16 protein-coding genes are annotated in these 22,631 nt (G+C 40.5%); 5 read left to right on the forward strand and 11 right to left on the reverse strand.

Going from position 1 to position 22,631, the window contains the following annotated elements; genetic code table 11:
• Window positions 1-4: 4 nt before the first annotated feature.
• From pheT to A4G13_RS03255, 3 genes are all read right to left on the reverse strand, one after another.
• The gene (gene pheT, locus A4G13_RS03245; RefSeq protein WP_090653654.1) at window positions 5-2,392 is read right to left on the reverse strand and encodes a phenylalanine--tRNA ligase subunit beta; all 2,388 of its coding nucleotides are present in this window, start codon (window positions 2,390-2,392) and stop codon (window positions 5-7) included.
• Between the two features lie 19 nt (window positions 2,393-2,411).
• Entirely contained in the window at window positions 2,412-3,401 is a 990-nt protein-coding gene (gene pheS / locus A4G13_RS03250) for a phenylalanine--tRNA ligase subunit alpha (RefSeq protein WP_090653656.1), read from the reverse strand.
• 271 nt (window positions 3,402-3,672) lie between these two features.
• Window positions 3,673-4,014 carry a YegP family protein gene (locus A4G13_RS03255; RefSeq protein WP_011200267.1) on the reverse strand — a complete coding sequence of 114 codons (342 nt, stop codon included), beginning with the start codon at window positions 4,012-4,014 and terminating at the stop codon, window positions 3,673-3,675.
• Window positions 4,015-4,296: 282 nt separating this feature from the next.
• Between A4G13_RS03255 and A4G13_RS03260 the strand changes: the two genes are divergently transcribed.
• Both A4G13_RS03260 and A4G13_RS03265 read left to right on the forward strand, forming a co-directional pair.
• On the forward strand, window positions 4,297-4,575 hold the full coding sequence (locus A4G13_RS03260; RefSeq protein ID WP_226977693.1) for a type II toxin-antitoxin system RelE/ParE family toxin: 279 nt from the start codon (window positions 4,297-4,299) through the stop codon (window positions 4,573-4,575).
• 1 nt (window position 4,576) lies between these two features.
• Window positions 4,577-4,900 carry a HigA family addiction module antitoxin gene (locus A4G13_RS03265; RefSeq protein ID WP_090653658.1) on the forward strand — a complete coding sequence of 108 codons (324 nt, stop codon included), beginning with the start codon at window positions 4,577-4,579 and terminating at the stop codon, window positions 4,898-4,900.
• A 97-nt stretch (window positions 4,901-4,997) separates the two neighbouring features.
• On the opposite strand, the gene cspD is transcribed toward A4G13_RS03265, so the two are convergent.
• Window positions 4,998-5,207, reverse strand: a complete 210-nt coding sequence (gene cspD, locus A4G13_RS03270) for a cold shock domain-containing protein CspD (RefSeq protein WP_011200270.1) — start codon at window positions 5,205-5,207, stop codon at window positions 4,998-5,000.
• Window positions 5,208-5,465: 258 nt separating this feature from the next.
• Window positions 5,466-8,072 carry a type I DNA topoisomerase gene (topA, locus tag A4G13_RS03275; RefSeq protein ID WP_090653660.1) on the reverse strand — a complete coding sequence of 869 codons (2,607 nt, stop codon included), beginning with the start codon at window positions 8,070-8,072 and terminating at the stop codon, window positions 5,466-5,468.
• A gap of 287 nt (window positions 8,073-8,359) precedes the next feature.
• On the opposite strand from topA, the gene A4G13_RS03280 reads away from it, so the two are divergent.
• Entirely contained in the window at window positions 8,360-9,253 is an 894-nt protein-coding gene (locus tag A4G13_RS03280) for a LysR family transcriptional regulator (protein WP_011200272.1), read from the forward strand.
• Window positions 9,254-9,288: 35 nt separating this feature from the next.
• On the opposite strand, the gene recD is transcribed toward A4G13_RS03280, so the two are convergent.
• The 5 genes from recD to A4G13_RS03305 all read right to left on the reverse strand — a co-directional run bounded on the left by recD (window position 9,289) and on the right by A4G13_RS03305 (window position 18,609).
• Complete coding sequence (recD, locus tag A4G13_RS03285; protein ID WP_090653662.1) at window positions 9,289-11,220, reverse strand: exodeoxyribonuclease V subunit alpha; 1,932 nt, start codon at window positions 11,218-11,220, stop codon at window positions 9,289-9,291.
• Window positions 11,221-11,231: 11 nt separating this feature from the next.
• Window positions 11,232-14,888, reverse strand: a complete 3,657-nt coding sequence (gene recB, locus A4G13_RS03290; RefSeq protein WP_090653664.1) for an exodeoxyribonuclease V subunit beta — start codon at window positions 14,886-14,888, stop codon at window positions 11,232-11,234.
• A gap of 300 nt (window positions 14,889-15,188) precedes the next feature.
• On the reverse strand, window positions 15,189-16,160 hold the full coding sequence (locus A4G13_RS03295; protein ID WP_090653665.1) for an oxidoreductase: 972 nt from the start codon (window positions 16,158-16,160) through the stop codon (window positions 15,189-15,191).
• Between the two features lie 138 nt (window positions 16,161-16,298).
• Entirely contained in the window at window positions 16,299-17,429 is a 1,131-nt protein-coding gene (tyrA, locus tag A4G13_RS03300; protein WP_011200277.1) for a bifunctional chorismate mutase/prephenate dehydrogenase, read from the reverse strand.
• 124 nt (window positions 17,430-17,553) lie between these two features.
• Complete coding sequence (locus tag A4G13_RS03305; RefSeq protein ID WP_090653667.1) at window positions 17,554-18,609, reverse strand: 3-deoxy-7-phosphoheptulonate synthase; 1,056 nt, start codon at window positions 18,607-18,609, stop codon at window positions 17,554-17,556.
• Window positions 18,610-18,829: 220 nt separating this feature from the next.
• Between A4G13_RS03305 and A4G13_RS03310 the strand changes: the two genes are divergently transcribed.
• Window positions 18,830-19,900: a tartrate dehydrogenase gene (locus tag A4G13_RS03310; RefSeq protein WP_207945323.1), complete on the forward strand. Its 1,071-nt coding sequence runs from the start codon at window positions 18,830-18,832 to the stop codon at window positions 19,898-19,900.
• Window positions 19,901-19,971: 71 nt separating this feature from the next.
• Here A4G13_RS03310 and sppA read toward each other — a convergent pair whose 3' ends face one another.
• A complete protein-coding gene (sppA, locus tag A4G13_RS03315) occupies window positions 19,972-21,864 on the reverse strand; it encodes a signal peptide peptidase SppA (protein WP_090653669.1) in 1,893 nt (630 codons plus the stop codon).
• Between the two features lie 176 nt (window positions 21,865-22,040).
• On the opposite strand from sppA, the gene A4G13_RS03320 reads away from it, so the two are divergent.
• A complete protein-coding gene (locus tag A4G13_RS03320) occupies window positions 22,041-22,595 on the forward strand; it encodes an NAD(P)H nitroreductase (RefSeq protein WP_090653671.1) in 555 nt (184 codons plus the stop codon).
• The last annotated feature ends 36 nt before the right edge of the window (window positions 22,596-22,631 follow it).

The following is a 22,631-nucleotide window of genomic DNA, read 5'->3' on the forward strand; positions in this document are numbered from 1 at the left end:
AAATTTAATCTCTTAAGTAAGCATTAAAACGATCTTTTAACTCAGATAATACAACAGAAATTACCGCATTGATATCGTCTTCTTCAAGAGTTTTTTCAGTATCTTGAATAGTCAGGCTAATAGCCAGGCTTTTATGACCTTCAGGCACGCCTTGACCTTGATAAACATCAAATAAATTCACTTGAGTTAATTTATTTCCAGCCACTTCACGACAAGCGTCAAGAATATCACTTGCCGCAATATTTTCTGCAACCACAAGCGCTAAATCACGCTTGTTAGCCGGGAATTTAGAAATTTCTTTAGCATTTGCTACATTGCGTTCGGCAACTTTATCAACAATTAGTTCACAAGCAAAGGCTTTACCGTTAATTCCGAGTTTTTGTGCCGCCATCGGATGGAGTTGACCAATATAACCGATTTCTTCACCGTCTAAAACAATAGCTGCAAATTGCCCCGGATGGAATGCCGGGAATTCTTTGGCGACAAATTTAATATAAGGACCGGCCTTTGTTAATGATAAAAGATTTTCAATATAACCTTTTAAATCAAAGAAATCGGCGGGTTCGGCTTTGCTCGCCCAATGTTCGCTTAGGCGGGAACCGGTCATAACGGCGGCAAATACCAATTCCTGACGAATACCGAATTCGGCGCTTTCATCCGGGATAAAACGTAAGCCCGTTTCAAACAAACGAACACGGTTTTGTTGACGGTTTTGGTTATAAACTACCGCGCCTAACAAGCCCGTTAATAATGAAACGCGCATTGCCGACATTTCGCTGGAAATCGGGTTAGGCAGAATCCAGGCGGCTTGCTCAGGATGCAAAATCGATTGAAGTTTAGGATCAACAAAACTATAAGTAATAGCCTCGTGGAAATCATTACCGACCAGCGCTAGCTTGATTCTTGATAATTCAAGGTCGGATTCATGGTGTTCGCGCATACTTAAATGCGCTAACGGCGCATTATTCGGAATGCTGTTATAACCATAAATACGAGCGATTTCTTCAATCAAATCTTCTTCGATTTCAATATCGAAACGCCAGCTTGCCGATGTTACCGTCCATACCTCATTTTCATAACTTACCGGCAAACCTAAGCGGTGGAAAATTTCCGTTACGGTTTCCGTTTCAATATGATGACCTAAAAGCGCGTCTAATTTGCTACGGCGTAACTGAACTTTATTCAGTTTAGGCAAATGGGTTTCGCTGACAACTTCACAGATCTCACCGACTTCACCGCCGCAGATTTCCACTAAAAGTGAGGTGGCTCTTTCCATTGCTTTATGTTGCAATTCAAAATCCACTCCCCGTTCAAAACGATGAGAGGAATCCGTATGTAAACCGTATTGACGGGCACGACCTGTAATAGCTAAAGGTGCGAAAAACGCCGCTTCAAGAATTACATCTTTGGTTTGTGCGTTTACACTGCTTGCCTGGCCGCCAAAAATCCCTGCCATAGCGAGCGGACCTGTTTGGTCTGCAATCACCAGCGTGTTCGATTGTAATTTTGCGGTGGTACCGTCTAATAAAACCAGTTCTTCACCGTCCGCAGCAAAACGTACTTGAACCGGTTGCGCTAATTTTGCCGCATCGAAAGCATGCATTGGTTGACCTAATTCAAGTAATACGAAATTAGTAATATCCACAATCGGATCAATTGAACGAATACCGCAGCGCCGCAATTTTTCTTTCATCCAGACCGGCGTTTCGGCATTTACGTTCACATTTTTAACCGAACGTAATAAATAACGCGGGCAAGCTTCAGGCGCCAATACGTTAATTGCCACTTTTTCGTCAGAAGTAACAGGAACCGGATTAATCGCAGGTTCAGTTACCGCTAATTGATTAACGACACCGATTTCACGAGCAACACCGGCAATACTTAAACAATCGGCGCGGTTCGGAGTTAAACTGATTTCAATTTCTTTATCGTCTAATATTAAATATTCGCGGAAATCTTTACCTACAGGCGCATCAGCCGGTAATTCTATAATACCGCTGTGATCTTCCGACATGCCTAGTTCGCGATAAGAACAAAGCATACCTTCGGAAGGTTGACCGCGTAATTTGGTCTTTTTAATTTTAAAATCGCCCGGTAATACGGCGCCTTCAATCGCACAGGCAACTTTTAAACCTTGACGGCAGTTTGGCGCACCGCACACGATATCTAATAAACGTTCGCCGCCTACATTGACTTTGGTCACGCGTAATTTATCCGCATCGGGATGCTGCGCGCATTCGACTACTTCGCCGACTACAACACCATTGAACTCGCCGGCAACAGCTTCAACGCCGTCGACTTCCAAACCAAGCATGGTGATTTGATCGCATAATTGTTCCGTATTAACGGCAGGATTGACCCACTCGCGTACCCATTGTTCACTGAATTTCATTATTATCTCTCACTCTAAATTATTTGAATTGTTTTAAGAAACGTAGGTCGTTTTCGAAGAACGAACGTAAATCCGTGACGTTGTAGCGTAACATGGTTAAACGTTCAACCCCCATACCGGCGGCAAAACCGGAATATTCATTAGGATCGATACCTACGCTACGCAATACGTTAGGGTGCACCATACCGCAACCCAGTACTTCCAGCCATTTTCCGTTTTTGCCCATAATATCCACTTCGGCGGAAGGCTCTGTGAACGGAAAATAAGAAGGACGGAAACGTACTTGCAAATCTTCTTCAAAAAACGCGCGTAAGAAATCGTAAAGTACACCTTTTAACTCGGTAAAGTTTACTTTTTTATCTACATACAGTAATTCGATTTGGTGGAACATCGGCGTATGCGTTTGGTCGTAATCGTTACGATAAACTTTACCAGGAACCATAATACGGATAGGCGGCTGTTTTTTCTCCATGGTGCGGATTTGCACGCCGGAGGTTTGGGTACGAAGTAATAATTCCGGATTGAACCAGAACGTATCGTGATCGGCACGAGCCGGGTGATGTTTCGGAATATTTAACGCATCGAAATTGTAATAATCGCTTTCGATTTCAGGACCGCTCTCTACGCTAAACCCTAATTCAGAGAAAAATTTTGTTACCCGTTCGATAGTTAACGAAACCGGATGCAAACCGCCAAGCTCTACTTTACGCCCCGGTAAGCTCACATCAATACGTTCTTTTTCTAACTGTGCATTTAATGCCGCTTTTTCAAACGCTTCTTTTTTAGCGTTTAAAATATCTAAAACCGCTTGTTTCGCTTCGTTAATTTTAGCACCTACGGCAGGACGTTCTTCCGCCGCAACATTACGTAAACCTTGCATTAATTGGGTAAAATGACCTTTTTTACCAAAGTATTCAACACGAAACGCTTCTAATGCGTCTAACCCTTTATCATGCAATTCGTCCAGAGCTGCACGGGCTTGTTCCGTAATTTCTTTTAGGTTTTGCATACCTGTCCTCTATGTATTTGTCTTATTTGATAAAATGTTTGTTATAATAATACTAACTCATTAAAAAATCACGTTTTATTATGTTTTTGAGCGAAATTTGCAAAAAATTATCACAATCTATTATATAAATTGTTATTGCTTTTAAAGTATTGTTCTAACTAATTTAAAAAATTAATATTTTTGACTGCACTTTTTGTAGATAGAAAATTTTTTAAGGATTAAAAAAAGGTGAGCACAAACTGGCTCACCCATTCTTTTTTTAGTTAACTTTCTATGATTTGGTTATGTCTTTTATCACTGTAGTTGCCGCATTGTTCATCACTGAGTTTACCCCGTTTTGCGCCGCCGCTTTTGATGAATAATATTCGCTACGCCCGATTTCCTGATGATTTTGCGCTTTTAAGATGAAATAAGGTTCGCCATTTTTATTTTCTCTGAATTCAAAATTTTTTTCATCACCACCATTTTTTTGTACGGAGGCAATACCGTTTTCCGCCGCCGCACGGGAGCGATAAAGTTCGCTTGTCAAGATAACTTGGCTATTAGCAGCTTTTAAATTGAACATAAATTGTCCGTCTTTCGCTAATTTGAGTTCATACCAACCTAATGCCATTTTCTATCTCCTTTAATAAATAGATTGACCATAATTATTTGAATTGAGAATAAATTCTCATTATCAAGCATAGTAATATTCATGAATAAACACAATCTATTTTTTAACCAATTTGTTTAAATAATATCTACGCAAACGTTAATTTTGTGATATAGATCACAAAATTAACACGGGGATGATGTTTTTAAAAATTATTTAATTTATAAAGACTTCCCCTTAGGTTTCTATATTTAAAAGTTATTTAGATAATTAATTTTTATTGAGGTTATAGACTTTATGATAATGCATTTTGCCTGCCCGGATACAAAAAGATTTTTTAACGGAGAAAGATTCGTTCGCTTTATTTCTTGCGAAAGATTAGCCATTCGGAAATTACAGCAGCTTAATGCTGCAACTTCTTTGGAGTTTCTAACCAAATTGCCTAATAACAAGCTGGAAACCACTCTGTACAATCATGTTTCCTATTACAATCTGAAAATCAATGAACAATGGAGTTTATTATTTTTATGGGATCATAATAGCCCGACAGATGTGAAATTAGTGGATATGAAAGAGGTTTAGTATGAGTAATAGCAATTGTACCTGTTTTCATTTAGTTCATCCCGGTGAAATTCTTTACGAAGAATGGCTGAAACCATTAGGCATTACACAATTTGAATTAGCCCAGGGAATTTTGCTTTCTCCTCGCAAAATCAGTGAAATTGCAACGGGCAAACGTCCGATTACTGCGGATGTCGCTGTGCGATTAGCGCTATTTTTCGGTACGGATGCGGAAAGCTGGCTGAATTTGCAAAGCCATTATGATATTAAGAAAAGCGAAGAAGAAATTAAAACCGACATCGAATCCATTTTGGATTCGTCCATAGACGGCTATTTAAATATATAAAAGATTTTTTCAATGTTTAAAATAACGAAAGGCAGGTTCACATCCCGCCTTTAATTATTTTTAAATAAGATGACAAATAAAAAGAGTGTTTAGCGAATTATTCTAAAATAGGAATAATTTTAGTTGCGTGTGAGCCTTTTTCACCATGTACAACTTCAAAATTCACTTTTTGTCCGGCTTTTAATGAACGGTAACCATCCATTTCGATGACTGAATAGTGTGCAAAAATATCCGCATCACTTCCTTCCGCATTAATGAATCCAAATCCCTTAGCATTATTGAACCATTTTACAACACCAACTTCCATAGAATTACCCCTATCGGCTAGTCCTTACAGACAACTTACTACATATAATAAGACTTGTGCCTTATTTCCTAAACGCTCTTTATGTTAATAAATCCCGCTTATTTATCAATAAGCAATATTTGAAAATTTAACGGAGATCACAAAAATTTTGTAAAGAAGATAAATTTTTATTTTAGTTAAGTAAAAAAGTTCATTTATACATAAAAAAGTGCGGTAGAAATTTTGAGAAATTCTACCGCACTTTTACACCATTACTGATTATTTTTTACGTTCAATCCAATTGCCGTCAATATAGTCAACAATCCATTTGGTTTTCTTACCGTTTTTTTCAGAAGTGACGTATTGATGTTTTTCTTTACGACTAAAACTGATAATCGCCGGGTTGCCTTCAGGATCCTGCTGCGGCGCATCCGCCAAATATTGTAATTTTTCCGGCAAACGTTCGCGATATTGAGCCAGCTCGGCCACTTTTGCCGGGCGGCTTTCGCGAACCCGTGGGAAATTATGCGCCGACATAAAGACTCCAACGGCGCTGTTTCTTAATACAAAATAAGCATCGGCTTTTTCACATTTTAATTCAGGGAACGCAATCGGCTCTTCTTTTGGCGGCGCTACCTCGCCGTTAGCCAGAATTCGGCGCGTATTATCGCAAGCGGTACAAGCCATATATTTGCCGAAACGACCTAATTTTAAGTGCATATCCGAGCCGCACTTATCACATTCCACAATCGGTCCGTCGTAGCCTTTGATTTTGAAAGTACCTTGTTCAATGAGATAACCCTCACAGTTCGGGTTATTCCCGCAAATATGAATTTTACGATGCGGATCAATAATATAACTGTCCATTGCGGTATCGCATTTCGGACAGCGTTTGCGTTCCATCAAGGCTTTAGTTTCTGAAGCATCATCCAATACGTTTAATAATTCCGCTTCGGGAATCAAATTAATGGTCGTCTTACAACGATCTTTCGGCGCTAAAGCGTAACCGGAACAACCGAGGAACACACCGGTACTTGCTGTGCGGATTGCCATAGGGCGACCACAGGTCGGACATTGAATATCCGTTAGTACTAAGCTGTTCGGCTTCATGCCGCCTTCCAATTCATCTAGTTCCGCGGTGGTTAATTGACCGGAAAAATCTTTAAAAAATTGGTTTAATTCCGTTTTCCAGTCTTTTTTACCAGTGGCAATTTGATCCAGCATATCTTCCATGCTTGCGGTAAAATCATAGCTCATAAGATGGGCAAAAGACTGATTTAAACGATCTGTAACAATTTCACCCATTTTTTCCGCATAGAAACGGCGGTTTTCCGTTCTCACATAACCGCGTTCCTGAATGGTTGAAATAATTGCCGCATAGGTTGAAGGGCGCCCGATTCCACGTTTTTCCAGTTCTTTTACTAATGCCGCTTCGGTAAAACGTGCAGGCGGTTTGGTAAAATGCTGGCTTGGCTGAATTTCATCTAATGCCAATTTATTATGTACATTCAATGCCGGCAATTCTTGATCTTCCGCAGATTTGCCAAGCTGCGGCAATACTTTTGTCCAACCGTCGAAACGTAGGATTCTGCCTTTAGTTTTTAGCTCGTAATCCCCCGCTTTTACCGTCAATGTGGTGCTGTCGTATTGTGCCGCCGGCATTTGACAAGCGACAAACTGGCGCCAAATTAAATCATATAAACGGACAGCGTCTTTTTCCATGCCCTGCAAATCATTCATGGAAATATTGACATCCGACGGGCGGATAGCTTCGTGGGCTTCCTGGGCATTTTCTTTGCTTGAGTAAAAATTCGGTTTTTCAGGTAAATATTTTTCGCCGAAATTGCGTTCAATATAACTTCGAGCCATATTTAACGCATCCCGGCTCAGGTTTGTCGAATCGGTACGCATGTAGGTAATGTAGCCGGCTTCATACAAACGCTGTGCCAACATCATGGTTTTTTTTACGCTGAAATTTAATCTCGTGCTGGCGGTTTGTTGCAAAGTTGAGGTAATAAAAGGCGCTCGCGGTCTTGAAGTTGTCGGTTTTGTTTCAAGCGCAGAGACGAAGTAATCGGATTTTGCTAAAAAATCTACCGCACTTTGCGCCTCGGTTTCATTTTTAGGATCAAATCTTTTCCCTTTATATTCCGCTACATCAAGAGTAATTTTTTGATTGTCCGCAGTTTTTGTGACAACGGCGACTTCCCAATATTCCTGTGGTTGAAAAGCTTTAATTTCGCGTTCACGTTCTACCACTAATTTTACCGCAACAGACTGAACGCGGCCGGCGGATAACCCACGGGCGACTTTTTTCCATAATAGCGGCGACACCATAAAGCCCACAACGCGGTCTAAAAAACGGCGTGTCTGCTGGGCGTTTACGCGGTCTAAATTCAAATGTTCCGGCTTTTCAAATGCCTGTTTAATGGCATTTTTAGTGATTTCGTTAAAAACCACCCGGCTGAAACGATTGTCATCACCGCCAATTACTTCTCGCAAATGCCACGCGATCGCTTCCCCTTCTCTATCCAAGTCGGTTGCGAGATAAATATGGTCGGCTTTTTTGGCTAGAGATTTGAGCTCGGCAACCACTTTTTCTTTGCCCGGCAAAATCTGATAATTTGCTTTCCAGCCGTGATAAGGGTCGATGCCCATCCGTTTAACAAGCGCATTTTTTTCTTTTTCCGTTTTTAGCGCCTGTTTTTCTTCTGCAGTTAATCCTTTGGTAGAGACCGGCTTGGCTTTTTCTCCTGTTGATGCGCCCGCAGTCGGTAAATCGCGTATATGTCCCACACTTGATTTCACTACATAATCACTACCTAAATATTTATTAATGGTTTTCGCTTTAGCCGGCGACTCCACAATAACCAAGGATTTGCTCATTTTTTATTACCTGAATTGTTGTTTTTATATAAAATTCTATTGGAACTTGTGCACATTTTAAATTGTACGAATTGTACGGCATGTTACCGAAATGCGCATAAGCTTTAAATTAACACTTATATTTGAAATAATCACAACTTTTAGAAAAAATTATCAAGAAAGGTTGTTTGTGAACGGTTTATACTATCATAAACTAATGACTTTGTTGCGGGCATTTCAAATCTCGCCGCTATATTGCCCAACGAACTATTAATTGGTCAACAACTTTTTTAAAAAAGGTGAAATAAATGGATAAACTCAATGCAATTTCGGTTTTTTGTCGTATTATCGAAAGCCAAAGCTTTACTCAAGCCGCTGCGCTGGAAAATATTTCCGTGGCGATGGCAAGTAAATTAGTTGCCCAATTAGAAGAACATCTGAAAACTCGTTTGTTGCAACGTACCACCCGTAAAATCGTGCCTACGGAGGCCGGATTGGTTTATTATCAGCGTTGCCAGCCTATTTTATTAGAGCTTAAAGAAGCGGATTCAAGTATTAGTGATCTTTCTACCTCATTACAAGGCAATTTGGTGGTATCCGTCCCGATGGATTTCGGCTTGAAATTTATTACGCCTACCCTCCCCGCCTTTATTAGTGCAAATCCTAATTTACACGTCGAAATGGAATTTAGCGATCGTCGCGTGGATTTAATGGCGGAAGGCTATGATTTAGCACTACGTATCGGTTCCCTGCAAGACAGTACCTTAGTTGCAAAAAAACTTGCCACTACCAGTATGCACTTTGCGGCATCCGCGGAATATTTACGTCGCTACGGTACCCCAAGAAAACCTGAGGACTTGCAATATCATCAGTGCCTGCTTTATAAAGCTATCGGTAATCAGATTTATTGGGAATTTGCCAACAAAGGGAAAATCCAACGGGTGAAAATGCGTTCAAAAATGGTGTGCAATAACGGATTGACCTTAGTACAGTTAGCCAAAGCGGATTTAGGCATTATTAATTCGCCCCGTTTTTTAGTGGAAGAAGAATTGGCTTCCGGTGAATTGATCGAAGTGTTGCCCGAATTCAAACAACAATTGCTCGATATTCATGCGGTTTATCCGCATCGCCGTCATCTGGCGGCCAAGGTGAAAGCTTTTGTAGAATTTTTAAGCGGGCTGAATTTAGGTAGCGAAACTTAATGCGTCAAATTTTTTTGATGTTAACACATTGATTGTTAAATATTTTCAATCAATAAGCGGCCTAAACCGCTTTGTCTTTTTACCTGTTTTCTGACCGCACTTTTCCAGATATTATCCGTAGCAAACAAAGTGAATCGCTGTTTTGCGCGAGTCACCGCGGTATAAACAAGCTCTCTGGATAAGACCGGTACGTTTTCCGTCGGCAATACTAAAAATGCGTGATTGAATTCCGACCCCTGAGATTTATGCACCGTCATTACAAATGCGGTTTCATGGCTCGGTATCCGGCTTGGCGAAATGCGACGATAATGATTTTCGCCTAATTCAAACCAAACTTTCCCCTGAATAAACAACCCGATATCGCCATTGCAAAGCCCTACGTTGGCATCATTTTGAATGATCATCACCGGTTTCCCCTGATACCAATCCCTACTGTTTTTAAATTGAATTAAATTTTGTCGGCGCAAACCTTCCGCAATAGACAGATTCAGCTTTTCAACGCCTAATTCACCAAGCCGAAGTGCGGATAAAAAACGCACTTTTTTGAAACCGGCAAAGATTTTTTCGATATCCTGCTCCGTTAATTCGCTTTTTGCTGATCGGGTTTCAATTTCCAGTAGATAATCCCGATATTCCCGTACCGCACGTTCAACGACTAGGTTAACGCAATAAGCTAAATACTCGGCGGAGGATTCGGGCTGAATGCCGTTAGCAAAATAACGGTTAAAATCAACATATTCAATATCTTCTAATTGGGAAAACAACTGCAAACTGCGGTCAATTTCTGCGGAATTCATTGCTTTTGCCAAATGTCCGATTGCAGATTTTTCATCAAAACGCCGACTTTCCGTCAAGTGAGATAAATAATCCCGGATTTCATCGCCTTGAACCGAGTTGAACGCCAAATGCGAATCCGTTACCCGGTTTAAATAATCGATAAAGGAAGCACTGTAACCCTGTTCTAAAAACTGCCCTAACTCGCCTAAAATCGCTCCGGCCTCCACTGACGCCAGTTGGTCTTTATCACCTAATAAAATCAGTCGCGCATGACTTGGCAAGGCTTGCAGTAAGTTTGACATCAATGCTAAATCTATCATTGAGGCCTCGTCTATTACCAGTACATCTAACGGCAAAGGATTTTGAGCATTGAATTTAAAGCTCCGTCCGCCAAGTAAACGATGAATTGTCATTGCCTCAGTTGGAATGCAATGCTTTAATTTTGCAGACAACGTCATTTGCTGTAGGGCGTTTTCAATACTTTCCGTTAAACGTGCGGCGGCTTTTCCGGTGGGTGCGGCTAATTTTATCTGTAATTTGCCTTGATGTAGTTGTTGCAGAGCAACCAATAATCTCGCCACCGTATAGGTTTTTCCGGTTCCCGGTCCGCCCGAAATCAGGCAAAATTGTTGACGGAGTGCGGTTGCAATAGCAATCTTTTGCCCTTGGTTTAAGCCGGTATTTTCACCGATTAGGTGATGGATTATTTTCGTATCCGGTTGTTCTGCCAAAACTTTACTATTTTTGACCGCACTTTTCAGGTAACTAGCTACCAAATATTCATCCTGCCAAACACGATAAAAATATAACGCATTGAATTGAAAAACGAAGGGTGCAATTTTCGTTTTCGGTTCTGTTGTAAAGGCGATATGGGATTTTAATATTTGCTGCCATTGAGCTACAGGTAAATATCCGATTTTTTCATCAATTTGTTGTAAATAATCCTGCTCTAAAGCGCGATAAGCCAGCCCGAATAAATTCGATTTAATCTGTTCTTCAAGGAATAAACAAGTATTTCCTTGCTGATGACTGTAATTACAAAGTGCGGCAAGTAAAGCCGTTAAATTATTTTTTGTCCTTGAACTTTTATCCGTTCCTTCTTCGCATTTTTCCGCAATCATTTTGGCAAAATGATAATCCCCTGCGGTGATCACATTTTCCTGTTGTAATTTTGCTAAAATTTCTAACATAACATTACCGACTAAAATAAATTATCCAACCCTTCGATTAGTTCCTGCGCAGGTTTTGCGGAATAAATGCCGTAATCCGGATTACGCCCGTTCATACCCCGTAAAAAACAATAAATTACGCCGCCGAAATGGCTGTCATAATCGTAATCCGCCACACGTTGTTTTAAATAGCGGTGAATTGCTAAGGTGTAAAGCAAATATTGCAAATCATAATGATGATTTTTCATTACGTCGGTTAATTGCGACCGCGCATAAAACGCCATGTCTTTTCCTAAGAAATTTGATTTGTAATCCAGCACATAATATTTGCTTTCATGACGAAAAACCAAATCGATAAATCCTCTCAACATGCCTTGGATTTCATCAAATAAATAAGGCTCTCGTTTGATTGTATGGTATTTTTGCAGCAACCGATTGAAAGAATGCAACTTAAACCGTCCTTCCAGTTTTAAATAGAATTGCATTTCTTTTATGCAGTCTTTTTTATCTAATTGAGCCAGATTTAAAGGCTCCCCATTAAATAGCGGCGTGGTAAGAATTGCTTCAATCCATTGAATTAAAGGCTGTTTCCATTCTTCGCTTAATTGTATGGTTTGGCATAAATTTTTTACATATTCGTCACTAATTGGTTGATTAAATTCATTTTTTTCAAAAAAACGGTGCAATGCCGTCCCCACATTAATACCATGGGGAAAATCAAAAGGCGAATAACCTTGCCGATATCCCGTTACAATGTCACTAAAATTATTTTCGTCCTCGTTTATTTTAGGTAAAAAAGTTAAATCAATATCTTTGGCTTCATCTAAAATTAGAGAAAAATTGACCGCACTTTCTGTCGTTACAATAGGATTAAAGGCTTCATGTCTGCCTTTTTGACTGTTCCATTCGTGCATTTGAGTTAAAGAGGTAAAACTGCTTATAGTCCAGTCCCGCTCAATTTTTCCGTGGAATTCTTGGGCTACATATTGGGCATGATTATCTTTTTGCTGATAACCCCCTCCTTGGATTTCATCCGTTTGATAATAATGTATATTTGCCGGCGAAATACGTTGTGCAAAGTCGTCTAAAAGGGGCTTGGTTTGGTATTCGTCGGTTAATTTAGCTTGTATGCCGATTTTTCCGCGAGTCAGAGCATAAAGCAAAGCGTTCCAGTTTTTAGTAAAGTTATCAGGCAACGCCATCGCTAAATGATATTTTGCTCTAGTCAGCGCCACATAAAGTAAGCGCATTTCTTCCGCCAAACGTTCTTTTATCACTTCGTCATTATGGCAGGCATCCATATCCCATTGCACAGCCTGCGCTTGCGCATTGTAATAAGTGGAGATATGTTGCGGGTTCACTTTAGCTTTAGCACTGATAAACGGTAGCCAAACCAGGTTATATTCCAACCCTTTGGATTTATGAATAGTGACGATTTTGACTAATTGCTGTTCGCTCTCCAAACGAATGATATTTTCGTCTTGAGTATTTTCGCCGCGAATTTGACGTTCAAACCAACGCAACAGCGCCGCATCACTTTCATTAAGCGTTGTAGCTTCCTGCAATAATTCCGCTAAATGGAATAAATCAGTCACCCGGCGTTCGCCGTTTGGCATATTAATCAGTTTTTGCGGAATCTGTTCGGCTAAAAAAAGTTGATGCAGCATAGCAAGTACACCTTGTTGCCGCCAGCTGCGTTGATAGCCGACAAAGCGATCAATCCACTTTTCCCAATCCGTTTCATGTTGTTTAATATGTTGAATGTCCGCGCCGGTTAGGCAAAAAATAGCGGTAGCTATGGCATTTACTATATTACGTTCGCTAAAAGGGTTTAAACAGGCTTGCAAGATCAGCAATAATTCTTTTGCTTCATTACAATCAAACACATTGCTTTTATCCGATAAATAAACGGATGAAATCTGCCGTGCCTGCAATGCATTTTTAATTAATTCGGCTTCTTTTGCGTTACGTACCAGAACGGCGATATCTTTCGGTTCTAGCGGTAAAAATTTTTCCGCGGTTTGAATACCGGCACATTCCCGCAGGGCAAGTTGTAACCATTGAGAAATGCAATTAGCGCAAGTTTCCGCCAGTTGTTCATCGCTCGGTTCTTCACCTAGATAAACGCCAAGCGGTGCTTCTTGTTGCTCGTTTAATATAAAACGCCCTTGAGCTTTTCCTGGTTCGACGGAAGAAAACTCAATATTTTCGTATAAAAAAGGTTGTGCTGAAGAAAAATTAAAAAGTTGATTCACCGCATGAATTAAATTACCTTCAGAACGATAATTTTTACCCAAGGTAAAATGGTATTTTGCCTGTTGTGCAGCTTTTAAATAAGTAAAAATATCCGCGCCGCGAAATTGATAAATAGCCTGTTTCGGGTCACCAATCATAATAAAGCCGGTTTCGGCTTGCGCTGATTCGATATAAATTTTAGAAAAAATTTGGTATTGCTGTGCATCCGTATCCTGAAACTCATCAATCATGGCAAAAGGATATTGATAACGAATCAGCTTAACCAATTCATTTCCATGTTCCGGAGAAACGACGGCTTCTTTCAGTAAACGCAATAAATCGTCAAAACTTTTCTCTTGGTGCGAAGCCTTATACCGATCTAATTTATCACGCATCCACTGAATATAGTGATACAAAATGACTTTGACGTATAATTCCGTGGATTGTGCCCGTTCTACCGCACTATCCGCCTGTTTAAAAACGGCGTGATTGACAGGTTCGTTTTTAGTGAGATAAGAATCAACGGCGGATTGAGAAAAATACTTGCTTAAAGGTTCGGGGATAGAAAAATCCGTTTCATCCTGTGCCCATTGGCGGATTTTTTCATACCTGCCGGGCAAATGATTCGCTTTGTAAGAAGCGCCTTTAATTAATTTTTGCGTTTTCGCTTTTTCGATTAACCGCTGAATTTCATTTTCGGACTCTATCCATGCTGTTTTCAATTGATTGATTTCATTGATGTTTTTTTCAATATATTGAGAGAGAAAGCGGTTAAACTCAAGCTGTAATAAGTGAGGTTCGTTGAGTTCGACGTTTAAATTTTCACTGGTGACGAATTTTCTGATTTTTTGCAGCACATCCGTTGGTGATTTCAGATTCCGGTGAATAAAATTTGTGAGACTAAAGGATAAGTTGTAAAAATGTTCCCTCCATAATTCATTGCTGAAACGGGTTAATAATTCGGTTTCATCTTTTACTAACTGCAAATTAAAATGAATGCCCGAATTAAAGGCATATTGTACTAACATTCGGCGGCAAAAACCGTGAATGGTGTAAATTGCGGCGAGATCCATATTTTGCTCGGCAATTTTCAGTCGTTGAATGGCAACGGGTAATTCTAAGCTATCAACTAAATCCGCTAAAATCTCATTTTCCGTCCCGTAAAAAACCTGCTTATTTTTATTTTCAGCATATTGCGTTAATTGTTTTTTTGCTAAATGAATGCGGTGACGAATTCGTTCCCGTAGCTCTTGAGTTGCGGCTTCCGTAAAGGTGACCACTAAGATTTGTTCCACTTCTAAAGGCTTAAAAAAGCAGTTTTCACCGGCTTGCAGTAATAAACGCAAATACAAGGAAGCCATGGTAAAGGTTTTCCCCGTACCTGCGGAAGCTTCAATTAACAGGGTTGAATTCAAGGGCGTTGAAATCGGATCAAGTGCGGTAAGTTTTTGCATTTTTTCAAGTCATTAAAAATCGGAAAAATAAGCTCGTCCCTTCGGGTTGCGCCTAAAATAGCCAAATAGCCATATGCGTCGTTGTAAATTTTGTTAATAGGGTTTGTGCTATTCACAGTATTTTACGGCTGGCCGGCGGCTATTTTAGGCGACAACGCAACCGGTTATAAAAGATAAACCGACTCTAATATCATTCTAATATTTTTATCAAGACATCCACAAGCCCTAAAGTGCGGTCTATTTTAGCGAAAAAAACGTGAGAAAAACAAAAGGTGAGCCGTTAAACTCACCTCAATATGGTTAATAACCTTGCCGGTAAATGGATTCCAGTAATTTAACGGCTAAAAACGCCTGGGAAAAACGCTGATTATCCGCAACCAGCCAGTATTGAATACCGCCTTCAACGGATTCTAACGCGCTGATTTGTAAATGTACTTCATCTTCGTGATTTTCCGCTTCACCGTTTAGTACCGGCGTCATCACTTTATCCTGATGATAACGAATAAAATCATTCGTACTCCATTCGGCTAAGATCGAGTCTTGTTCCGGTTCAAATTCAGCTTTTACCGTAACCATTTGGGCGAGCCCGTAAAATACAGGTACATGGATTTGGTGGAACACCACATTCTCTAATTGCGGAAAGACGCGCTGTAATTGAGCGTTTAAATTCAACGATTTGGCAGGAAATACGTCGAATGCAAAACGCATTTCTTCTTCATCCGGCGGAATGCCGTTTAATAATTTAGCCGTTTGTCCTACTAATTTATGTACGCCGTCGGCATCATAATAAGATGCGGGCAATAACGAGCTGACCACGATTTGCGCATTGGATGCGTTATTCAATAAGGAACGAACGGACAAAGCAAACTGAGTAACCTGAGCATCGGGTAAGGATACAATATTACGTTGGCGTAAATCTCTTAATTGCTCTTCGTTCACACCGGGGATGACCACCGGTACATCCGCCAATGCCGAACAAACGCCGTTCATTTCAATAGTCAGGCAACCGGCTTCCGATGCTTTTGCCAATAACGGAATATGCGCTAAATCACCCGCAAAGAACAAGTAGTTAAAATCGGACCATTCCACTTCATCAACGGGTAATTGAGCTACGGCTTTACCGTTAAAACGAATTCCCTGTTCTTCTGAAAAAGGATAAATTTCTACAATCGAAAGTTTTTCCACTTCCAATAAACTTTCTTCTAAATAGCTTGCAATTTTTTCACATAAATCGAAATTTGCCGCTATTGCAATATTTAAGCTTGTACTCATTATTCTCTCCGCTATAAAAAGGCGTTCTATTCTACAGATTTTTAGCTGTAAAAGAAAATATGGCGGTAGAAAATCGTGAAAAAGTAAAAATAAAATTGCCAAAAACTCAACCGCACTTTTATTGAAAAACGATAAAAATCAGAGACTATTATGACGATAATCGTTAGCTTGTTGCAGCAGTTGACGGCTTTCTTTCATAAATTGTTCCGAATAATCGCCGAACCATTCTCTCACTTTGTTAAAGGTTTTAATAAAGCCTTCTCTATCACCGTTTTCAAAGAATTTTAAGCTGTCTTCATAGCTTTGTTTTAAACTTTCGATTACTTCCAGGTTTTCCGGCTTATCCATAATAATATCGGCATATAAACTACCGTCTTGCGCAAATAAACGCCCGATCATCGCAAGTTCCAGACGATAAATCGGTGAAGATAAGGCTAATAAATTAGCTAATTTCACCGGTTGTCTTGAAAGATGTAAACCGTTGGCAAAGGTGGCAAAATGACGTAATGCTTGAATATAGGTCATGCTGTGATCATGCTCGGCGGCATCCGCCTGATAAATTCGCGCGCCCCACATTTGAATTTGTTCCAACAGCCATTGATAACGCTCCGGATAACGCCCGTCGCAACGTACAACCACCTGTTTTGCCATGCTCGCGATATCGGGCCCAAACATCGGATGCAAGCCTACGACCGCGCCTTGATGAATTTCCAGCATTTTTTCCAACGGGCGGCGTTTTACGGAGGTTAGATCCGTTAATAACATATCTTCCGTTAAATAAGGTTTTAAGCGTTCAATGGTTTCCAAGGTTTTTACGATAGGCACACAAACGATTACCGCATTTGCACCGGCCAAAATAGCCTTTGCGTTGTCCCAATCTTTGCTTCCCAACGCTTCCACAAAGTAGCCTGAAGCCGTCAGAAAACGCCCGAATAAGCCGCCTAATTTGCCTTTACCGCCTACAATAACAATTTTTTTAATCGCCGGATTAACGGTTTTAAAACCGTGTTCATGTTCGTTAGCGTAAGACTCCCGCATAACACGACGTAACACATCTTCAATTAAATCCGCAGGTATGCCCATTTTTTCCGCTTCTGAACGCCGAGCCGCCAGCATATCCGCTTCGCGTTCCGGTACATAAATCGGCAAACCTTGTTGATGTTTAATTTCTCCGACCTTTTTGACTAACGCTAAACGTTTGGCAAAAACTTCTAACAACTCTCGATCCAATTGATCGATTTCGGCTCTGATTTCTTTGAGTGCTTCCACGGAAATATCCTTTAATGTCGGCGGTAATTAAGCAAAATTTTCAAAAAATTAACCGCACTTTTTATAAAAAGAAATCCCGGGCTTAACGCCCAGGCTGTAGCAATATTATAGAGGAATTTAAGCATTACTCCGCTCTATTTTTCAATGCGGCGGCAATTTTACGTAATAAATTATCCGTTGTTTCCCAATCAATACAGGCATCGGTAATGGAAACACCGTATTTCATCTCGGAAACCTTTTGTTCCGAGCTTTGGTTACCCGCATTGATGTTGCTTTCAATCATTAAACCGATAATGGATTTATTCCCCGCCACAATTTGATTTACCGCATCTTTCGCAACTGAAGGCTGGCGTTTATAATCTTTATTTGAATTACCGTGGCTGCAATCGATCATAATCGCCGTTTCCAGACCTGCTTTGGCTAATTCTTCTTCGCATTGGTTGACAAATTCCTGTTGGTAATTCGGTTTTTTGCCGCCGCGCAGGATAACATGACCGTCAGGATTGCCCTCCGTATGTAATAAATTGACCTGTCCTTGCTGGTTAATACCGATAAAACTGTGCCCCATTGAGGCGGCTTTCATGGCATTAATGGCGGTAGCCAGACTACCGTCGGTGCCGTTTTTAAAGCCGACTGCCATAGATAATCCGGAAGCCAGTTCACGGTGAGTTTGCGATTCGGTAGTACGCGCGCCGATAGCCGACCAACTGAATAAATCGGCGAGATATTGCGGCGTCATCGGATCCAACGCTTCCGTTGCCAACGGCAAGCCCATTTCAGCTAAATCCAGCAATAATTTACGACCGATATGCAGCCCTTCTTCCACATTAAATGTGCCGTCGATACGCGGGTCATTAATGAGCCCTTTCCAGCCTACCGTGGTACGCGGTTTTTCAAAATAAACCCGCATAACGATATAGAGCTGATCCTTTAATTCATCTGAAAGCGCTTTCAGACGTTTGGCATAATCGATTGCCGCTTTGGTGTCATGTACGGAACAAGGCCCAATGACCACCAGTAAGCGATTGTCTTTTTTGTGTACTATATCGGCAATTTCACGGCGATGTGTTTCAATTTGTGTACGCAGTGCGATTGGGAGCGGGAGCTTTTGTTTTAATTCGGCAGGTGTAATTAATACTTTTTCATCAATGATATGAACATTATGGATACTATCTTTCATTTTGCTTTCCTGATTGGTAATTAAATTATGTAAATTTATATGTACATTAAGTGTAATAAATACATTACATTATAAAAAATAATAATTCAACCATAAGATGTAAATTTTAATATTTTTCCGTTAAAAACTGTGATAAATCATATTTTTACTAAATGCCGCTTTTGTTTTACACATTTTAGGTTAGTATGAAAACTCTATAAATAAACCAAAGGTGGTAATTATGACACATAAAATTGCGGTAATTCCCGGCGACGGGATCGGTATTGAAGTAATCAATGAAGGAGTTAAAGTTTTAAATTGCGTTTCTCAATTAGATCCTAAAATTCAATTTGAATTTACCCATTTCCCTTGGGGTTGTGAATTTTACAGCAAAACAGGGAAGATGATGGATGACGACGGAATCGAACGGTTAAGTAAGTTTGACGGCATTTTTCTTGGCGCGGTAGGTTACCCCGGCGTACCCGACCATATATCGTTGTGGGGATTATTACTGCGCATTCGTAAAAGCTTTGATCAATATGTGAATGTGCGACCGGTGAAATTACTAAAAGGTGCGCCTTGTCCGTTGAAAGAAAAATCGCCCAAAGATATTAATATGATTTTTATTCGGGAAAACAGCGAGGGCGAATACGCGGGATCAGGCAGCTGGCTTTATAGAGACAAACCTAATGAGGTAGTAATTCAGGACGGCGTATTTTCCCGTGTTGGTTGCGAGCGCATCATTCGCTATGCTTTCGAACTTGCCCGAACGGAGAAAAAATCTTTAACCAGTATCAGCAAAGGCAATGCGCTTAATTATTCCATGGTTTTTTGGGATCAGATTTTCCAACAACTTAGCCAAGAATATCCGGATGTTGAAACCCACAGCTATTTGGTGGATGCCGCGGCAATGCTGATGATAACCAAACCAGAGCGTTTTGAAATTGTAGTTACCAGCAATTTATTCGGTGACATTTTAACCGACTTGGGAGCGGCAATTGCCGGCGGTATGGGGCTTGCCGCCGGGGCGAATTTGAACCCGGAAGGAAATTTTCCTTCTATGTTTGAACCTATTCACGGCTCCGCACCGGATATAGCCGGTAAACAACTTGCCAACCCGTTGGCGACAGTTTGGTCTGCCAGTCAATTATTAGAATTTTTCGGTTATAAAGAATGGGCGGCACGTTTAATCGACGCTATTGAATATTTGCTGGTTGAGCAAAAAACCTTAACGCCGGATTTAGGCGGTACGGCAAAAACCGCCGATGTGGGCGATGCGGTAGTTGCGTATCTGCAAAAACATTTCGCTTAGACAAAAGACATCGCAAAAAAGTGCGGTGAAATTTCAGGAATTTTCACCGCACTTTTATCAGACTCAGAAAATTATTTCACTTCACTGCAATTTAAACAATATAAATATTGCCCTTTCGGATCATTAAACTGTGTCAGAATGCCTAATTGTTTTTGTAGTTGTTTCACCTCTTTTGGCAAACCCATTGTTTTCAGCACCGCATTTTGGATGACATTTTGGCTGCTTTGTGTAATATTTTTCATCAAACCGCCTAATAATCCGGTATTTTCATCGGTAATCCATTCAACGCTAAAGGTATCGGTTTTTTCACTCTCAGCTAATTTGCCGTTTGCCAATTCCTGCGCTTTTCTGACCGCCGTATCAAAATCACCCAATTCGTCAACCAATTTCATTTTATAGGCATCTTCACCTAACCATACACGACCTTGCGCCACGTTATCCACTTGCTGTTTGGTCAGACTGCGCCCCTTGCTCACTACCGATAAAAACCGCTCATAACCATGTTCGATTTGCAGTTGAAGGGAATCTTTTAATTCCGCTGTTAACGGGCTAAATCCGGAAGGCGACACTAACGCCGAAGTGGTAACGCCGTCCGCCGAAATCCCCGCTTTTTTAATGGTATTTTCTAAAGTCGGTAATACGGCAAAAATACCGATAGAACCCGTTAAGGTGTTTTTATCCGCTACAATATAATCCGCCGTACTGGAAATCCAATAACCGCCCGATGCCGCCATAGCCCCCATAGACACCACAACCGGCTTACCTGCAGTTTGCAAATTTTCCGCTTCCTGACGAATCACTTCCGAGGCAAAAGCACTACCGCCCGGGCTGTTCACCCGCAACACGACGGCTTTTACATTTTTGTCCTTATAGGCTTCACGTAATAATTGTGCGATTGAATCACCGCCCACACCTTGTTCATTGGTCTCACCGTCAACAATGGTTCCTTCTATATTTATTACGGCAATTTTATTTTTTGCCTGTACAAAATCCGAACTATCACCTTTCAAGCGATCCGGTAAAGCGGCAAGATAAGTATCAAAATCTACCATTTTAGGCTCATTTTGTTCATTTTCACCAAAAAGTGCGGTCAGATTTTGCGATAATTTTAATCGGCTTGCCACTTGAGTCACAAATTTATGTTTTTGCGCATAAGCGGTGATGTCCCCGTTTAAGGCTTTTAACTCATCCACATAAACGCCTGCCTCCGGCAATACACTGTTTTTGGCAATATTTCTGTTTTCGGCAATACGTTCCTGATAATTCGACCACATGGTTCCTAACCATTGCTCTGTATTAGCTTTTGCTTCCGGTGACATATCGTCGCGCAGTAAAGGTTCCACCGCCGATTTATATGTGCCGACACGAAAAACATGAGGAGTTATCTCTAATTTTTCCAACATAGATTTAAAATAAAGATTTTGTGCCGATAAACCTTCAATTCCTACTTCACCGATAGGATTAAGATAAATTTCATCGGCATAACTGGCCAGAAAATATTGCGATTGGCTGTAATTGTCTGCATAGGCAATGACTTTTTTACCTGATTTCTGAAAATCCCGGATCGCCTTACCCACATAGTCTAAAGCGGGCAAATCGCCGCCGTCTAAATAATTTAAATCCAGAACCAAGCCTTTAATACGTTCGTCATTGGCGGCATTTTCGATAGCGTAAACCACATCAAAGGTAGAATACTGGCTTGCCACCTGTTCATCATTGAGTTTTTTTAATGCGTTACGCCAATTTAAACCGTCTTCACGTTCATCGGCGAGATAACCGTTTAAATTAACTAATAATGCGCCCTGATCACCGGTTAAATTAGGTTTCTCTTTAACCATTGTCGTTAAACTGACAATTGCTGCTAATAAAAGAACAAAAAAGAGAAAAACGATATTCATGACGACATCACGAATAAAGTTAAGCCCTTTCCAGCAACACTTTAAAAATTTCACTATCATTTGCATAACAGCCTTCTTCCGTTAAGAATTTCGATTCATAAAAAACATTGAAAGTGGTTAGTTTACCTTTCAATGCTTTTTCTATAAAGATTTAATTTAAATTCCTTGTCTTTCGTTTATTCATTGACAAATTATTGTAAAATACCGTCTATATAAAATGTACGATAATGAAAGGATAAATTATGGATGCGCTTACCCTGCTTACCACCCGTCGTTCGGAGAAAAAACTTTCGGCTCCCGTTCCGAATAACGAACAATTAGAACTTATTTTTCAAGCGGCAACTCATGTGCCGGATCATGGAAAATTACAGCCTTACCATTTTATTGTGATTGAAAACGACGGACTAAAAAAATTAGAAACCTTATTAAAATCCGCCGTTACCGAACTAAAGCTGGATGAAAAACGCTTGCAAAAAGCAGAAAAAATCGCTTCTACCGCACCGATGATGATCGCAGTGGTGGCAAAAATCAATACGGATATTGCAAAAGTGCCGGCCTGGGAACAAATGTTAAGCGCAGGTTGTTCCGCTTATGCCATGCAGCTCGCCGCCAATGCACAAGGTTTTGATAACGTTTGGGTAACCGGCCCTTGGGTTGACGGTTCGGATTTACGTGAAGCGTTAGGTTGCGCGCCGAAAGATAAAGTTATCGGCTTTATTATTCTCGGTGCCTCACAGGAAAAAATAACCCGTGAACCAAAAACCGTGAAAACGGAAAATTTTGTTTCTTATTTATAGAAACAGTTTAAACCGTAACCGCGGCTTTCCGTCGTT

This window comes from Basfia succiniciproducens, assembly GCF_011455875.1.
Taxonomy (GTDB): Bacteria; Pseudomonadota; Gammaproteobacteria; order Enterobacterales; family Pasteurellaceae; genus Basfia; species Basfia succiniciproducens.

What these genes read in the sequence shown, in the direction of transcription:
- pheT (WP_090653654.1), bottom strand. Translation starts at nt 2,392, where the DNA reads ATGAAATTCAGTGAACAATGGGTACGCGAGTGGGTCAATCCTGCCGTT.
- pheS (WP_090653656.1), bottom strand. Translation starts at nt 3,401, where the DNA reads ATGCAAAACCTAAAAGAAATTACGGAACAAGCCCGTGCAGCTCTGGAC.
- A4G13_RS03255 (WP_011200267.1), bottom strand. Translation starts at nt 4,014, where the DNA reads ATGGCATTAGGTTGGTATGAACTCAAATTAGCGAAAGACGGACAATTT.
- A4G13_RS03260 (WP_226977693.1), top strand. Translation starts at nt 4,297, where the DNA reads ATGCATTTTGCCTGCCCGGATACAAAAAGATTTTTTAACGGAGAAAGA.
- A4G13_RS03265 (WP_090653658.1), top strand. Translation starts at nt 4,577, where the DNA reads ATGAGTAATAGCAATTGTACCTGTTTTCATTTAGTTCATCCCGGTGAA.
- cspD (WP_011200270.1), bottom strand. Translation starts at nt 5,207, where the DNA reads ATGGAAGTTGGTGTTGTAAAATGGTTCAATAATGCTAAGGGATTTGGA.
- topA (WP_090653660.1), bottom strand. Translation starts at nt 8,072, where the DNA reads ATGAGCAAATCCTTGGTTATTGTGGAGTCGCCGGCTAAAGCGAAAACC.
- A4G13_RS03280 (WP_011200272.1), top strand. Translation starts at nt 8,360, where the DNA reads ATGGATAAACTCAATGCAATTTCGGTTTTTTGTCGTATTATCGAAAGC.
- recD (WP_090653662.1), bottom strand. Translation starts at nt 11,220, where the DNA reads ATGTTAGAAATTTTAGCAAAATTACAACAGGAAAATGTGATCACCGCA.
- recB (WP_090653664.1), bottom strand. Translation starts at nt 14,888, where the DNA reads ATGCAAAAACTTACCGCACTTGATCCGATTTCAACGCCCTTGAATTCA.
- A4G13_RS03295 (WP_090653665.1), bottom strand. Translation starts at nt 16,160, where the DNA reads ATGAGTACAAGCTTAAATATTGCAATAGCGGCAAATTTCGATTTATGT.
- A4G13_RS03305 (WP_090653667.1), bottom strand. Translation starts at nt 18,609, where the DNA reads ATGAAAGATAGTATCCATAATGTTCATATCATTGATGAAAAAGTATTA.
- A4G13_RS03310 (WP_207945323.1), top strand. Translation starts at nt 18,830, where the DNA reads ATGACACATAAAATTGCGGTAATTCCCGGCGACGGGATCGGTATTGAA.
- sppA (WP_090653669.1), bottom strand. Translation starts at nt 21,864, where the DNA reads ATGCAAATGATAGTGAAATTTTTAAAGTGTTGCTGGAAAGGGCTTAAC.
- A4G13_RS03320 (WP_090653671.1), top strand. Translation starts at nt 22,041, where the DNA reads ATGGATGCGCTTACCCTGCTTACCACCCGTCGTTCGGAGAAAAAACTT.